This is a genomic window from Corynebacterium sp. zg-331, from assembly GCF_014267345.1.
In the GTDB taxonomy this organism is placed as follows: Bacteria; Actinomycetota; Actinomycetes; order Mycobacteriales; family Mycobacteriaceae; genus Corynebacterium.
On sequence record NZ_JACMYD010000001.1, the window covers coordinates 541337 to 556496 of the forward strand.

The 15160-nt window shown below is 67.2% G+C and carries 14 protein-coding genes; all 14 read left to right on the forward strand.

The features are described 5' to 3' along the window. Positions 1–30 precede the first annotated feature (30 nt). The 14 genes from coaBC to rapZ are packed head-to-tail and all read left to right on the forward strand — an operon-like array spanning position 31 to position 15154. Entirely contained in the window at positions 31–1275 is a 1245-nt protein-coding gene (gene coaBC, locus H7347_RS02670) for a bifunctional phosphopantothenoylcysteine decarboxylase/phosphopantothenate--cysteine ligase CoaBC (protein WP_152820974.1), read from the forward strand. A 56-nt stretch (positions 1276–1331) separates the two neighbouring features. Next, positions 1332–2555: a methionine adenosyltransferase gene (gene metK / locus H7347_RS02675; RefSeq protein ID WP_186337147.1), complete on the forward strand. Its 1224-nt coding sequence runs from the start codon at positions 1332–1334 to the stop codon at positions 2553–2555. Between the two features lie 11 nt (positions 2556–2566). Next, positions 2567–4597, forward strand: coding sequence for a primosomal protein N' (locus H7347_RS02680; RefSeq protein ID WP_152820978.1), 2031 nt, complete (start codon positions 2567–2569; stop codon positions 4595–4597). Between the two features lie 19 nt (positions 4598–4616). Next, the gene (def, locus tag H7347_RS02685; RefSeq protein ID WP_152820980.1) at positions 4617–5141 is read left to right on the forward strand and encodes a peptide deformylase; all 525 of its coding nucleotides are present in this window, start codon (positions 4617–4619) and stop codon (positions 5139–5141) included. Beyond that, on the forward strand, positions 5138–6082 hold the full coding sequence (gene fmt / locus H7347_RS02690) for a methionyl-tRNA formyltransferase (RefSeq protein WP_152820982.1): 945 nt from the start codon (positions 5138–5140) through the stop codon (positions 6080–6082). The genes def and fmt overlap by 4 nt, the downstream gene beginning before the upstream one ends. After that, positions 6079–7575 carry a transcription antitermination factor NusB gene (locus H7347_RS02695; protein WP_186337148.1) on the forward strand — a complete coding sequence of 499 codons (1497 nt, stop codon included), beginning with the start codon at positions 6079–6081 and terminating at the stop codon, positions 7573–7575. Before fmt ends, H7347_RS02695 begins: the two co-directional genes overlap by 4 nt. A gap of 10 nt (positions 7576–7585) precedes the next feature. Beyond that, the gene (rpe, locus tag H7347_RS02700; protein ID WP_152820986.1) at positions 7586–8260 is read left to right on the forward strand and encodes a ribulose-phosphate 3-epimerase; all 675 of its coding nucleotides are present in this window, start codon (positions 7586–7588) and stop codon (positions 8258–8260) included. Beyond that, positions 8245–9234, forward strand: a complete 990-nt coding sequence (gene ribD / locus H7347_RS02705) for a bifunctional diaminohydroxyphosphoribosylaminopyrimidine deaminase/5-amino-6-(5-phosphoribosylamino)uracil reductase RibD (protein WP_152820988.1) — start codon at positions 8245–8247, stop codon at positions 9232–9234. The genes rpe and ribD overlap by 16 nt, the downstream gene beginning before the upstream one ends. Beyond that, complete coding sequence (locus H7347_RS02710) at positions 9234–9848, forward strand: riboflavin synthase (protein ID WP_152820990.1); 615 nt, start codon at positions 9234–9236, stop codon at positions 9846–9848. The genes ribD and H7347_RS02710 overlap by 1 nt, the downstream gene beginning before the upstream one ends. A 10-nt stretch (positions 9849–9858) precedes the next feature. Further along, positions 9859–11136, forward strand: a complete 1278-nt coding sequence (locus H7347_RS02715; RefSeq protein ID WP_186337149.1) for a bifunctional 3,4-dihydroxy-2-butanone-4-phosphate synthase/GTP cyclohydrolase II — start codon at positions 9859–9861, stop codon at positions 11134–11136. Positions 11137–11143: 7 nt separating this feature from the next. After that, entirely contained in the window at positions 11144–11617 is a 474-nt protein-coding gene (gene ribH, locus H7347_RS02720) for a 6,7-dimethyl-8-ribityllumazine synthase (protein WP_152820992.1), read from the forward strand. Between the two features lie 10 nt (positions 11618–11627). Beyond that, positions 11628–12191 (forward strand): PH domain-containing protein, encoded by a 564-nt coding sequence (locus H7347_RS02725; protein ID WP_193702279.1) that lies wholly within the window; start codon positions 11628–11630, stop codon positions 12189–12191. 14 nt (positions 12192–12205) lie between these two features. Further along, positions 12206–14257, forward strand: a complete 2052-nt coding sequence (uvrC, locus tag H7347_RS02730) for an excinuclease ABC subunit UvrC (RefSeq protein ID WP_152820996.1) — start codon at positions 12206–12208, stop codon at positions 14255–14257. Positions 14258–14266: 9 nt separating this feature from the next. Next, a complete protein-coding gene (gene rapZ / locus H7347_RS02735) occupies positions 14267–15154 on the forward strand; it encodes an RNase adapter RapZ (protein ID WP_152820998.1) in 888 nt (295 codons plus the stop codon). Positions 15155–15160 lie beyond the last annotated feature (6 nt).

Here is a 15160-nt window from a genome sequence, read left to right on the forward strand (position 1 = left end):
CACGGACCCAGCGGGAAGGACGCAAGAGGGTTGAAAATCATCGTGGGAGTGGCCGGGGGAATCGCGGCCTATAAGGCCTGTCACCTGATACGAAGCTTCAAGGAATCCGGCGACGAGGTGCACGTAATCCCCACTCCCGCCGCGCTAAATTTCGTGGGTGCCGCCACGTTTGAGGCGCTCTCGGGCAACTCGGTGAGCACCTCCGTGTTTGAGGGGGTCGATGAGGTGCGGCACGTGCGCCTGGGGCAGGAGGCCCACGGCGTGATCATCGCCCCGGCCACCGCGGATCTGCTCGCCCGTTTGGCTGCGGGACGAGCGGATGATCTGCTCAGCGCCACGATCCTGGTGGCCGCCTGCCCGGTGATCGTGGCCCCGGCCATGCACACGGAGATGTGGCTCCATCCCGCTACCCAGGCCAACGTCGAGGTGCTGCGTGCCCGGGGAGTAACGGTGCTCGAACCCGCCTCGGGTCGGCTTACCGGGACCGATAGCGGCACGGGCCGGCTGCTGGAGCCGGAGCAGATCGCGGATCTGGCGCGCATGGTGATCGCAGGGACGAGCCTGCCGCGCGATCTGGAAGGAAAGCGGGTGCTCATCACCGCGGGCGGAACCCAGGAGAACCTGGATCCGGTGCGCTACCTGGGTAATCGCTCCTCCGGACGGCAGGGCTTTGCCCTGGCCGAGGTGGCGGCCCAGCGCGGAGCCCGGGTGCATCTCATCGCCGGGGCCACGGAGGATATGCCGGTTCCGGCGGGGGCTCGAGTGGAGCGTGTGGTCTCCGCCACAGAGATGGCGGCGGCGGTGACCGAACAGGCCCTTGAGGCTGACGCGATCGTTATGGCGGCGGCGGTGGCGGATTTCCGGCCAGCCACGCAGGCTGGAACCAAGATGAAAAAGGGGTCCGACGATGGCGCGCTGGCCACGCTGAACCTGGTGGAAAACCCCGACATCCTGCACGGCGTGGTGCAGGCGCGACGGCGCGGGGAGATCCCGACGCACACGGTCATCGCGGGCTTTGCGGCGGAGACCGGTGATGGCGCTTATTCCGCTTTGGAGTACGGGCTGCGAAAACTGGAGCGCAAGGGCTGCGATCTGCTCATGTGCAACGAGGTGGGCGTGGGCAAGGTCTTTGGGGAGCGCCGCAACCGGGGATGGCTGCTGCGTGCCCGCGGGGAGCAGCCGCCCGAGGTGATCGAACTCGACGACTCCACCAAGCATCAGATCGCCGGGGCCTACCTTGACGCTGTGGTCCGGTTCCCATCCTTGCAAGAGTAGACCGCTTGGTCTATCCTTGCTCAGTAGTTCATCCCTGGGTAGTAAAGGAAAAGTTCGTGGCATCTTCCCCGCGCTCCGTGCGGCTTTTTACTAGCGAGTCCGTGACGGAGGGACACCCCGATAAGATTTGCGACGCCGTCTCGGACACCATCCTCGACGCAATCCTGCGGGAGGATCCGCACGCCCACGTGGCCGTGGAGACACTGGTGACTACCGGCCAGGTGCACGTGGTCGGGGAAGTGCGCACCACCGGATACGTGGACATCCCGAGCCTGGTGCGCAGCACTCTGGTGCGCATCGGCTTTACCTCCTCGGACGTGGGATTCGATGGCACCACCTGCGGCGTGAACATCGCCATCGGGGAGCAGTCCGCAGAGATCGGCCACGGGGTAGATACCTCCCAGGAGATGCGCTCCGGGGGCCATTACGAGGATGACGATCAGGCCGGCGCCGGCGACCAGGGCCTGATGTTTGGCTATGCCACCAACGAGACCGCCGAGTACATGCCGCTGCCCATCGCCCTGGCTCATCGACTTTCCCGCCGCCTTTCCCAGGTGCGCAAGGAGGGCATCGTCGCACACCTGCGCCCGGATGGCAAGACCCAGGTGACCTTCGCCTATGACGAGGCCGGTCGGCCGCTCTACCTGGATACCGTGGTGATTTCCACCCAGCACGATCCCGAGGTGGATTCCGCCTGGCTGGAGGCGCAGCTGCGCCCGCACGTCCTGGACTGGGTGATCAACGACGCCGGCCTGGCATCGTTGGTCACGGAGGATCTCAACCTGCTCATCAATCCGTCGGGTTCCTTTACCCTCGGCGGCCCGATGGGAGACGCCGGCCTGACCGGCCGCAAAATTATCGTGGACACCTACGGTGGTATGGCTCGCCACGGCGGCGGCGCCTTTTCCGGCAAGGATCCGAGCAAGGTGGATCGCTCTGGCGCCTACGCCATGCGCTGGGTGGCCAAAAACATCGTGGCCGCGGGGCTGGCGGATCGCGCCGAGGTGCAGGTGGCCTACGCGATCGGCCGCGCCACCCCGGTGGGACTCTATGTGGAGACCTTTGGCACCGCCAAGGAGGGCCTCAACGACGTGGACATTCAGTGCGCGGTCAGCGAGGTTTTCGATCTGCGCCCCACCGCAATTATCCGGGAGCTGGATCTGCTGCGTCCCATCTACGCCCCCACGGCCGCCTATGGTCACTTCGGCCGCACGGACGTGGATTTCCCCTGGGAAAGCACGCACCGAGCCGCCGTCCTGCGCGAGGCCGCAGGCCTGTAAAATCGGCCATCATGGCCACCTCCTCCCGCGTTCCCGCAGCACAGAAGCCGGTGGCGCGGGTGTTGCCGCTGTTGGGGTTAGTGCACCTGGATCGGCTCTTTGACTACCGGGTAACCCAGGAGGACGCGGAGCAGGCCCAGCCTGGGGTGCGGGTGCGCATTCGCTTCGCCGGGCGTCTGGTGGATGCCCTGCTCATCGAGCGGGCAGAGGGGAGCACACACCCCGGTCAGCTGCGCTATATCGAGCGAGTGATCTCCCCGGAGGTGGTGTATCCGGAGCAGATTCGTCGCCTGGTGGAATCGCTGTGCGCCCGCTACGCGGGTACCCGATCGGATTTGATTCGGGCGGCGATCCCGGCACGCCATGCGGCGGCGGAGTCCGCCGATACCCATACTCCGTGGGAGGAACTCGGCCAGGTCCAGGAGCCCGATCTCTCCGCTTGGTCGGCCTATGAGCACGGGGAGTCCTTCGTGGACGCGGTGTTGGCCCGCCGACGCGCCCGGGTGGCCTGGCAAATCGCCCCCGGTGATGACTGGGCGGCCGCCCTGGCCGCCCTGGCTACCAAAGTGGCCCTGAGCGGCGGGGGTGTGCTCATCGTGGCCCCCGATCAGGCCGACGTGGACGCCCTGGAGGAGGCGCTGCGGGAGCACGTAAGCGCCAAGCAGATCACCGCGCTGGGAGCGGCCCTGGGTCCGCAGGCGCGCTATCGTCGCTTCCTGTCGATCCTGCACGGCCAGGGCAGGCTGGTGATTGGCCCCCGCTCCGCGGCCTTTGCCCCGGTGGCCGACCTCCAATTGGCCGTGGTGCTCTTCGATGGCAACTCCAATCACGTGGACCCACGCGCCCCCTACGTCCATTCAAGGGAGGTGCTCACTACCCGGGTGGCGGCCACGGAGGCCTCCTTGGTGATTGCCGGACACACGCGCACCGCGGAGGCGCAACTGCTGGTGGAGTCGGGGTGGGCGCACGGCCTGGTGGCGGGGAGGGAGACCCTGCGCACCCGGATGCCCAGGGTGCAGGCGGTGGCGGATTCCGATTTTGAGCTCGCCAAGGATCCCTTAGCCCGCTCGGCGCGCATTCCCGCCGTGGCCTTTCGGGCCCTGCGGGAGGGACTGGCAGCGGGCCGACCGGTGTTGGTCCATACTCCCCGCAAGGGCTATATCCCTACCCTGGCCTGCGGGCAATGCCGAACCCCGGCCCGGTGTCGCCAGTGCAATGGACCCGTGGGGCTGCCCTCCGGCAACTCGGGGGAGGCGGCGGTGCCCACCTGCCGATGGTGCGGGCGGATCGATCCCCGCTATCGCTGTGTGCACTGCGGCTCGGCTTCACTGCGGGCGGTGGTTCTGGGCAATCAGCGCACCGCGGAGGAGCTGGGACGGGCTTTTCCCTCGGTGCGGGTGATTGCCTCCGGCGGGAATCAGCGGCATCGAGAGGTGCCGGATTGTCCGGCCCTGGTGGTTGCCACGCCGGGATCGGAGCCCAGGGTAGCCGGGGGCGGGCGCTACGGTGCAGCGGTGCTGCTGGACACCTGGGCGCTGCTTGGTCGCCAGGATCTGCGCGCGGAAGAGGAGGCTCTGGCGACCTGGGCGGCGGTGGCCACGCTGGTGGAGCCGCATCGCCGGGGCGGCCAGGTGGTGGTGGCGGCGGACCCGGGCCTGGCCGTGGTGCAGCACCTCATCCGCTGGGACATGCCGGGGGCCGCGGCTCGGGAACTGGCCCAGCGCCGCGAGGTGGGCTTTCCGCCTGCGGTGCACATGGCGGCTATTGACGGCGCGGCGACGGCCGTCGATAGCCTGCTGAAGGAGGCCAGCTTGCCGGATCGCGCCGAGGTGCTCGGCCCGGTGGACCTGCCTCCTGGCGAGCATGTACCGGGCGAATACGACGAGCGGCGCTTCGGGCCTGTGCAGCGGGTCCTGGTGCGGACCCCGTTGGGCCCGCGGGGACAGCTGGGGTCCGCGCTCAAGAGCGCGATGGTGGCGCGGGTGGCGCGGCGCGAGGATTTGCCGCTGCGGGTGCGGGTGGACCCGATGCACATTGGCTAAGCGGATACAATGAGGCACCATGACTGTTTTGCCCATCCGCCTTTTTGGTGATCCGGTGCTGACTACCCGAGCCACCGAGGTCACGGACTACAATGCCGCGCTGCGTACCCTCGTGGACGATATGATGGAGACGATGGCTCACGCCGGGGGTGTGGGCCTGGCGGCGAATCAGGTGGGCGTGCTGCGTCGGGTATTCGTCTTTGACTGCTCGCACGTGGCGGGCGGCCTGCGCGGCCACGTGATTAACCCGGTGTGGGAGCCGGTCGGGGAGGAAAAGGAGCAGGGAACGGAGGGGTGCCTGTCGATTCCGGATATATCGCTGTCGATTCCGCGGTATCGTCACGTGCGCCTCACCGGTACGGATGTGGAGGGCAAGCCCCTGAGCATTGCGGCCTCGGGTCTGCTGGCGCGGTGCATTCAGCACGAGACCGATCACCTCGACGGGGTGCTCTTCCTCAAGCGCGCCGCGGTCCAGGACCGCAAGGAGGCGATGGGGCAGATTCGTGCCGCCGCGTGGTGCGAGAACGGGGGTGCGCGGCGATGAGGCTTGTCTTTGCCGGCACGCCGGAACCCGCCGTGGTGGCGCTCCGGGCGCTGCTGGATTCCCCGCACGAGGTGGTCGCGGTGCTGACCCGTCCCGATGCCCCGCGCGGTCGCGGGCGCACCCTGCATCCCTCCCCGGTCAAAGCGCTGGCGGTGGAGCAGGGGATTGAGGTGCTTACGCCCGCCACCCTTAAGCCGAGCACCGAGGAGGGGCAGGCGCTGCGGGATCGCTTGCGGGAGCTTGCTCCCGAGGCGATCCCGGTGGTGGCCTACGGCAACCTGGTCACCACCGATCTGCTTCAGGTGGTTCCGCACGGTTGGATTAATCTGCATTTTTCCCTGCTGCCCCGCTGGCGCGGGGCGGCCCCGGTGCAGGCGGCGATTCGGGCGGGAGATCGGGCCACGGGTGTCACCACTTTCCGCATCGACGAGGGTTTAGACACCGGGCCGGTCTTGGCGAGCCGGAACGAGGAGATTCGCGCTCACGATACCGCAGACGATCTGCTCACCCGGCTGGCCCACCGGGGCGCGGATCTCTTGGCCGATACTATGACCGGTCTGGAGGCGGGAACCCTGCGCCCGCATCCGCAGGAAGGACCGGCCAGCTACGCACCAAAGATCACCACCGAGGATGCCCGCGTGAACTGGTTGGCCCCCGCCGAGGAGATCGCGCGAGCCATCCGCGCCCACACCCCGGCCCCCGGCGCGTGGACGACGTGGGGCGAGCGGCGCTTCAAGGTGGCCCCGGTGGAAATACCCCTGGATACCGGGGTGCGAGATCTGGAACCGGGGCGGATCGTCGCCACCAAGAAGGAGGTGCTGGTGGGTACGGGAACCGATCCGGTGCGTCTAACCCGCCTGCAACCTCCGGGCAAGAAGATGATGGCGGCGGCCGATTGGGCGCGCGGAGCGCAACCGAAGGAAGGGACGAAGTTTCAGTGAGCAGCCAACCCGGGGGTTTTCGCTCCCGCTCCAAGTCCGCGCAGCGGACCGCTTCCGAGGCGCACAGGACCGGTGGGCGCGATCGTCGTCGCGGAGAAAAACCACGGCCCCAGCGCTCCGTACCGGTGCCATCGCGGGTAGACGCCCCCCGGCGGGTAGCCTACGCGGTGGTGGGCGCGGTGCGCGCCCAGGACGCCTACGCCAACCTTGTGCTGCCCGCGGCGCTCAAGGAGCACCGGGTGCGCGGGCGGGATGCCGCCTTTGCCACGGAAATCACCTACGGCACCCTGCGCACCCAGGGGGTTCTCGACGCGGTGATCGCTGCGTGCTCCTCTCGGCAGCTCGAGGCGATCGCCCCCGAGGTTCTCGATGCCCTGCGCCTGGGTGCCTATCAGGTGCTATACACCAGAGTGGAGCCTCACGCCGCAGTGGATACGAGCGTGCAGCTGGTGGTCGAGGCGGGCCAGGAGCGAGCCAAGGGGTTTGCTAATGCCGTGCTGCGCACTATGACGCGTACCCCGGCCTCCGAGTGGATCACTCGCCTGTCCCCGCGCGGTGAACTCGAGGGGGCGGCCTTCCGACATGCCCATCCCGCATGGATCGCCCGATCCTTCGCCGCGGCTCTGGGCGCGCACGCCGAGGAATTGGAGGCCGCGTTGGCAGCGGACTCGCAGCGCCCCAAGGTGCACCTGGTGGCGCGTCCCGGCGAGATGAGCGCCGAGGAACTTGCCCTGGTGATCGGCGGTGAGCAGGGGCGTTACTCCCCGTACGCCGTGTATCTGGACTCCGGCGCACCGGCGCAGCTCGAGCCGGTGCGCAGCGGGCTGGCTGCGGTACAGGACGAGGGCAGTCAGCTCATCGCTCGGGCCGCCGCCCAGGCCCCGGTGACGGGCCGCGACGAGGGACGCTGGCTGGATCTGTGCGCAGGTCCCGGCGGGAAGGCGGCCCTGCTGGGTGCCCTGGCCCGGATCGAGGCGGCCCACGTGGACGCGGTGGAGCCGGCCAAGCATCGTGCGGATCTGGTGCGATCCGCGGTACACGGCCTGCCGGTGACGGTGCACACCGCCGACGGTCGCGCCCCCGGCCTGGCACCGGGCTACGACCGGGTGCTCGTGGATGCCCCCTGCTCCGGCCTGGGTGCCCTGCGCCGACGCCCCGAGGCCCGCTGGCGTAAGCGAGAATCCGACATCGCAGGCCTTGCGGCGCTGCAATACGAGCTGCTGCGTTCGGCCCTGGCTCTCGCCCGTCCCGGCGGGGTGGTGGTGTATTCCACCTGCTCGCCCGATCTTCGGGAGACCCGCGCGATCGTGGACAAAGCGATAGCGGATCTCGACGCGGTGGAACTTGATGCCCACGGCCTCGTTCCGGGCATGGCGGACGTGGGGAACCACCCCTCGGTGCAGATGTGGCCGCATCGCCACGGCACGGACGCGATGTTCTTCGCCGTACTACGCAAGGCGGAGGGGATTCGCCGCGGATTACCCACGGACTAGACTGGGCCTCATGCAACACGTCCCGATCATCGCCCCCTCGATCCTTGCCGCGGACTTTTCCCGCCTCGGCGAGGACATCGCCCGGATTCCCACCGCCGATGTGCTGCACGTGGACATCATGGACGGACACTTTGTGCCCAATCTTTCCTTTGGTCCGGACATCACAGCTACCGTTCGTCACCTCACGGATAAGCCCCTGGACGTGCACCTGATGATCGAGGAACCCGAGCGTTGGGTGGAGCGCTATGCCGAGGCGGGCGCGCACACCCTCATCTTTCACGTGGAGGCGACCTCGGATCACGTGGCGCTGGCGGCCTCGATCCGGGCGCTGGGGGTGCGCGCGGCCTTTTCCCTCAAACCCGGCACACCGATCGAACCATATCTGGGCGACCTCGATCACTTCGACGAGGTGCTGGTGATGTCCGTGGAGCCCGGGTTCGGCGGGCAATCCTTCATGCCGGATCAGCTAGAAAAGGTGCGCGTGTTGCGCCGGGAGATCGATCGCCGAGGCTTGGATACCCTCATCGAGATCGACGGCGGTATCTCCGAGGCCACCATCGGGCAGGCCGCCGCCGCCGGATGCGATGCCTTCGTGGCGGGCTCGGCGGTGTACAGGGCGGACGATCCCGCCGCGATGGTGGAGTCCCTACGCGCCCACGCCCAGCGTTCATGCTCGGCCCGGTAGCGCTTTCCCACGCCCTCGACCTGGCGATTGAGGAGTCGTGGAAAGTCAAGGGCACCACCAGCCCTAATCCTCCGGTGGGTGCGGTGATCCTGGGTTCTTCCGGGGAGGTGCTGGCGGTGGGAGCCACTCAGCCTGCCGGGAAAGCGCACGCGGAGGTCGTGGCCCTGCGTCGGGCCGGTGCGGCGGCCCGAGGGGGTGCGGCCGTGGTCACGCTGGAGCCCTGCAACCACACCGGCCGCACCGGACCCTGCACGGAGGCACTGCTGCGTGCAGGCATTGCCGAGGTGTATTACGCCCATCCCGATCCCGGGGAGCGCGAGGGCGGAGGGGCCGATTACCTGCGTTCCCGGGGCGTGACGGTGCGCCGCCTGCCCGTTGAGGTGGCCCCGCTGCGGCCCTGGCTCGTGGCGATGCGGCGGGGACGACCGCACGTGACGCTCAAGTTCGCCCAGACCCTCGATGGTTTCACGGCCGCCCTCGATGGCTCGAGCCAGTGGATCACCGGGGAGGAGGCCCGCGCGCACGTGCACCTGGATCGCTCCCGACGCGACGCGATCGTCGTGGGGACGGGGACGGCCTGGGCGGATCGCCCAGCCCTCACCGCGCGCGCGTCCGGCGGCCTGTACCCGCACCAGCCGCGCCGCGTGGTCATCGGGACCCGGGAGCTGCCCGAGGAGATGCGCGAGCAAGGCTTCGAGCAATACCCCGGAATCCCGCAGGCCCTAGCGACGTTATGGGACAAGGGGGACCGAGACATCCTCATCGAGGGTGGGGCGCACCTGGCCCATTCCGCGTTGATGGCAGACGAGGTCGATGCCATCCAGGCGTACCTCGCCCCTGTCATCGTGGGTGGTGGGCGAGGGGTCGTCGCTCGGCCCCTGGTGGAAACGCTGGGCGCGGCGCGGCGCTGGCGTACCCGCGAGGTGCGCCAGCTGGGCTTGGATACCCTCATAGAAATGGAAAGAGGCGAGTGATGTTTACCGGGATTATCGAGGAAGTCGGCATGGTGGCTGCGGTGGAGGATCAAGGCGATGCGCTGCGCCTGACCGTGAAGGCCGCGACGGTCCTGGAGGGAACGCGGCGGGGGGATTCCATCAGCGTCGACGGCGTGTGCCTCACGGCGGCGGATCTGAGGGAGCACGCCTTTTGCGCGGACGTCATGCGCGAGTCGCTTACCCGCAGCAACCTGGGGAACCTGGAGGTTGGCTCGCGGGTGAACCTGGAGCGGGCGATGGCCGTGGGGGAGCACCTGGGCGGGCACATCGTGCAGGGGCACGTGGACGCCACCGCCGCCCTGCTGGGGCGCGAGCATTCCGAGCATTGGGACGTGCTGCGGTATGCGCTGCCCTCCTCCGTGGCGCGCTACGTGGTGGAGAAGGGTTCCATCGCACTCAACGGCACCTCGCTGACCGTCTCCGGGCTGGGGAAGGGCTGGTTCGAAGTGTCGCTGATCCCCACCACTTTGCGCGATACCACCCATGGGGATCTCGTCCCCGGCGACCTCGTGAATGTGGAGGTAGACGTCTTGGCCAAGTACGTGGAGAGGCTGCTGGCCCCCGGCGCGGGGGCCGCGGCCCGGGAGGGCTAAAGTGATCGACGTGACTGTACACGCGGAGCAGAATATTCCTCTTGATAGCGTCGATGAGGCCATAGCGGACATCGCGGCGGGCAAGGCCGTGGTGGTGGTGGACAACGAGGACCGGGAAAACGAGGGCGACCTCATTTTTGCTGCCGAGAAGGCCACTCCCGAACTGCTGGCCTTCATGGTGCGCTATACATCGGGATATATCTGCGCCCCGCTGACGAACGCGGATGCGGATCGCCTGGGCCTGCCGCCGATGGTGAGCCGCAACGAGGACACGCGAGGTACGGCTTATACCGTGACGGTGGATGCCGCCACCGGGACCACCGGCATCTCCGCGACCTCCCGGGCGGAGACCATTCGCCGCCTGGCCGACCCCCACTGCGCCCCGGAGGAGTTCACCCGTCCCGGTCACGTGGTGCCCCTGCGCGCCCGCGACGGTGGGGTGCTGGTGCGCGATGGACACACCGAGGCCGCCATCGATCTAGCCCGGGCCGCGGGGCTGCACCCGGCCGGGGTGCTCTGCGAGATCGTGTCCGAGGAGGATCCCACGGATATGGCGCGCGCGCCGGAGCTGCGCCGCTTTGCCGACCGCCACGGGCTGCGCATGATCTCGATCGATCAGCTCATTTCCTGGCGGCGCCGCCACGATTGCCTCATTGAGCGCACGGTGGAGACCTCTATGCCCACGGAGTATGGGTTCTTCCGCGCCGTGGGCTTTGTCAATTCTCTCAGCGGGCAGGAGCATGTGGCCCTCGTCGCCGGTGAGCCGGATCGTGATGGTGGCGAGGATGTGATGGTACGGATTCATTCCGAGTGCCTCACCGGCGATGTTTTTGGCTCCCGGCGCTGCGACTGCGGCCAGCAGCTGAGCAATTCCATGCGCATGGTACAGGAGGCCGGCCGTGGCATCATCGTGTACCTGCGTGGACAGGAAGGTCGAGGCATCGGTCTCAACGAAAAGCTCAAGGCCTACGCGCTCCAGGATCAGGGCCTGGATACCATCGACGCCAACCTGGCCCTGGGGCAGCCCGCCGACGCCCGCGAGTACGATACCGGGGCGCAGATCCTGCGTAATCTAGGGGTGCGATCGCTGTCCATCATGAGCAATAATCCGCATAAGTGCGAGGTGCTCAAGGATCACGGGCTGGGGGTCACCGGCAGGGTGGCCGTGCCCGTGGACATCAATGAGGACAACGCGCGCTACCTCGCCACCAAGCGGGATCGCATGGGGCACGCCCTGCCCGATCTTGCGCAATGGGAGGCCCATCACGGCCACCCGGAAGGAGATTAGAAGGACCATGGCAAAGGAAGGTTTGCCTCGAGTGGGTGCGGATCTCGACGCTGCCGGACTCACGGTGGCGGTGGTCACCTCTACCTGGAACGAGGAGATCTGTGATCTCCTGCATTCTCATGCGGTGGACACGACGCGCAAGGCCGGTGCTAGCGTAGATGAATTCCGGGTGATCGGCGCCCTGGAGATTCCCGTGGTGGCCCAGGAGCTGGCCCGCCGCTACGACGCGGTGGTGGCCCTGGGCTGCGTGGTCGAGGGAGGCACCCCGCATTTCGACTACGTCTGCGATTCCGTCATGCGCGGTCTATCGCAGATCGCGATGGCGGAGGCCACCCCGGTGGGCAACGGCGTGCTGACCACCCATACCTATGCGCAGGCGCTGGAGCGCGCCGGTGGGGAGGGATCCCTGGAGGATAAGGGATCGGAGGCCGCGATTGCGGCCCTGCACACCGCCCTGGTCTTACGCGGCATCACCGGCTAGAATCACGGACTTGAGTAATCGGCAGGGAGACGAGGCAGAGGTGGACACGAGCAGGCAACACAGTAGCGCTCTCAGCGATGCCGATTTGCAGCGATATAACGCTGCGGATCCCACCGCGGTGGTTTCCACCAAGCCGTGGGAGCTGGTGGTGACCTCCCCGCGGATGCGGACGCTAGCCTGGGTGGCGGTGGTGGTCATCATGGCCGTTCACATCTTCATGTCCGCCGTGGTGGGGGTGGGAGATACCGGCGCGGCACTGACCACCGTGGATCACTTCGCATTCTTTGGGGTCGGGGTGGTGATCTCCCTCGTGGCATGGATCGGGCTGACCCGCCCCCGGGTGCGCGTGAATGCCGATGGCGTGGAGGTTCGCAATTTCATCGGCACCCGTTTTTATCACTGGTCGGTGATCTATGGCCTGTCCTTTCCGCGCGGCTCTCGTATGGCTCGCTTGGAGCTGCCGGACTTCGAGTATGTCCCCATGTGGGCCATGCAGTCGGCTGACCGGACGAGCATCGTCTCCGAGGTGGAGGCTTTCCGCGCCCTGGAAGCCCAGTACATGCCGCAGGACTAGCTACCCAGCACCGCATGGCCGATCCCACCACGTACCGTCCCGCCCCCGGCGCCATTCCTACCGATCCGGGGGTGTATAAGTTTCGCAGGGAGGACGGCCGGGTGCTCTATGTGGGGAAGGCAAAAAACCTGCGGGCCCGCCTGTCCAACTATTTCCAGGACATCGCGCAGCTGCACCCGCGCACCCGCCAGATGGTGCTCGCGGCCAGCGAGGTGGAGTGGACCGTGGTGGCCAGCGAGGTGGAGGCTCTACAGCTGGAATACACCTGGATCAAGCGCTTCGACCCGCGCTTCAACGTGAAGTACCGGGACGATAAGACCTATCCCATGCTGGCGGTGTCCATGGGGGAGCGTTTTCCCCGCGCTTTTTTCTTCCGCGGCCCGCGCCGCAAGGGGGTGCGTTATTTCGGCCCTTATTCCCACGCCTGGGCGGTGCGCGAGACCCTAGATCTGCTGACCCGCGTTTTTCCCATGCGCACCTGCACCAAAGGCGTGTTCCACCGCCACGAGCAGCTGGGGCGCCCCTGTCTGTTGGGCTACATTGACAAGTGCGCAGCCCCGTGCGTGGCACGGGTCACCGAGGATGAACACCGGGAGATCGCGGAGGGTTTCTGCTCTTTCATGCAGGGCCGTACCGACGCCGTGCGCCGGCGGCTCACCGAGCAGATGACCCAGGCCGCCGAGGTTCTCGAGTTCGAGCGTGCCGCTCGGTTGCGCGACGACCTGGACGCCATCGACAAGCTCACGGAGCAGCAGTCCGTGGTGCTGGGCGATGGCACGGACGCCGACGTCATCGCGTTGTCTACCGATGAGCTTGAGGCCGCTGTGCAGATCTTCCACGTGCGTGGCGGGCGCGTGCGTGGCCAGCGCGGGTGGGTGGTAGAAAAGGCCGGAGACCAGGCCGGAAGCGAGTCCTGGGCGGAGGGACAGCCCGATCCCGCGCTGGGAGCACTCCTGCAGAACTTCCTGGTGCAGTTCTATGGCGACGCCGCCGAGCGGGCCGATCAAGAGGACAGGGAGGTCGTCCGTCGCCGCGGCGTGGATCGGCTCTCCCACCAGCCGCGAAGCCGTAGTCAGGTCATTCCCCGCCAGATTGTGCTGCAGGTTCTACCGGAGGCCCCGGAGGAGACCGCCCGGGCGCTGCGCGAGATGCGCGGCGGACCGGTCGAGATTCGGGTGCCGCAACGCGGCGATAAACGCGCCCTGATCGAGACGGTGGAGCGAAACGCCAAGGAGGCGCTGCGTCAACACAAGCTCAAGCGAGTGGGAGACCTCACGGCGAGATCGGCCGCCATCCAGGACATTCAGGACGCCCTGGGCATGGAGGTTGCCCCGCTACGCATCGAGTGCACGGATATCTCCCACCTCCAGGGCACCGACGTGGTGGCCTCGCTCGTAGTGTTCGAAGACGGGCTGGCCAAAAAATCCGACTACCGCCGTTACCGGATCAAGGAGGCCGCGGGCGGGGGGCGCAGCGACGACGTCGGTTCCATCGCGGAGGTCACGCGGCGGCGTTTCCTGCGTCATCATAGCCAGCGCTCGGCGGTGCCCGAGGCCGAGGAATTCGATGGGTCCACCTTCAGTGACGAGGCCGTGGCAGAGATGAGCACCGAGGTCCGGCGCTTTGCCTATCCGCCGCAGCTTTTCATCGTGGATGGTGGCGCGCCGCAGGTGACCGCCGCCCAGAAGGTCTTTGACGAGCTGGGGATCGTCGACGTCACTCTGGTGGGCCTGGCTAAGCGTCTGGAAGAACTGTGGGTGCCGGGGGAGGAGGATCCGGTGATTCTGCCCCGTAATTCCCGGGGGTTGTATTTGCTCCAGCAGATCCGCGACGAGGCGCACCGCTTTGCCATCACCTATCACCGGCAGCAACGCTCGCGGCGGATGCGGCACTCCGAGCTCGATAGCATTCACGGCCTGGGCCAGACGCGACGCACGGAACTCGTGCGCCACTTTGGCTCTCTGAAAAAACTCAGGGAGGCCAGCGTGGCGGATATTGAGGAGGTCAAGGGATTCGGTCCCGCCCTGGCTCGAGCGGTGTACGAGGGCCTCCATGCGGCCTCCTAGGCACGTACAATGGCCGCCATGACGCTGCACCATCTTTCTCAACCGCCCATGCTGATTACGGGCATGTCCGGGGCCGGATTATCCACGGCGGCCAAGGTCTTTGAGGACCGAGACTGGTACGTGGCGCATAATCTCCCACCGGAGCTGATCCTGCAGTTAGCCTCCCTGTGCGATGCGGAGGACTCCCCGGTGCGCAAGGTCGCTATGGTCACCGACGTGCGCGCTCGGATGTTCCGGGGTAACATGCTCCAAACTCTCGAGGAGTTGCGCGCCCGCGACCTGGCGCCCACGATCCTTTTCCTCGATGCGCGCGATGACGTGTTGATCAAGCGCTTCGACAGCGTACGCCGCACCCACCCCCTTCAGGGAGCAGATACCCTGTCCGAGGGGATCGCGAGGGAACGAAGCCTGCTCAGTGAGATCAAGGAGGACGCGGACGTCACACTAGATACCTCGGATCTTTCCGTGCACGACCTGCGGCGCAGGATCGAGGAAACCTTCGGCCGCAGCGTCGATAAGCGCCGCCACGTGACCGTGCAATCCTTCGGCTTTAAGCACGGGGTGCCTCGCGATTCCGATATCACGGTGGACGTGCGCTTCCTCCCCAATCCCTATTGGCAACCGGAACTCCGTGCGCATCGCGGCACGGACGCCGCCGTGGCGCGATACGTCTTGGAGCAACACGATGCCGAGCCCTTCGTGCGTAACTTCCTACGCATGTTCGATTCTATGCAGCAGGGGTACCGACACGAGGGCAAGAACTTCATCACCGTCTCCATCGGATGTACCGGGGGGCACCATCGCTCCGTGGCCATCGCAGAGGAGATCGGGCGGTGCTTGCGGGAACGCGAGGACCTCAGCGTGAATATCGTGCACCGAGACATCGCGCGGGATTAGGGGGTA

Bases quoted from the DNA above. Each gene is read 5' to 3' on its own strand.
- uvrC (WP_152820996.1), top strand. From the start codon at position 12,206: ATGGCCGATCCCACCACGTACCGTCCCGCCCCCGGCGCCATTCCTACC.
- fmt (WP_152820982.1), top strand. From the start codon at position 5,138: ATGAGGCTTGTCTTTGCCGGCACGCCGGAACCCGCCGTGGTGGCGCTC.
- H7347_RS02680 (WP_152820978.1), top strand. From the start codon at position 2,567: ATGGCCACCTCCTCCCGCGTTCCCGCAGCACAGAAGCCGGTGGCGCGG.
- def (WP_152820980.1), top strand. From the start codon at position 4,617: ATGACTGTTTTGCCCATCCGCCTTTTTGGTGATCCGGTGCTGACTACC.
- rpe (WP_152820986.1), top strand. From the start codon at position 7,586: ATGCAACACGTCCCGATCATCGCCCCCTCGATCCTTGCCGCGGACTTT.
- ribH (WP_152820992.1), top strand. From the start codon at position 11,144: ATGGCAAAGGAAGGTTTGCCTCGAGTGGGTGCGGATCTCGACGCTGCC.
- ribD (WP_152820988.1), top strand. From the start codon at position 8,245: ATGCTCGGCCCGGTAGCGCTTTCCCACGCCCTCGACCTGGCGATTGAG.
- rapZ (WP_152820998.1), top strand. From the start codon at position 14,267: ATGGCCGCCATGACGCTGCACCATCTTTCTCAACCGCCCATGCTGATT.
- H7347_RS02710 (WP_152820990.1), top strand. From the start codon at position 9,234: ATGTTTACCGGGATTATCGAGGAAGTCGGCATGGTGGCTGCGGTGGAG.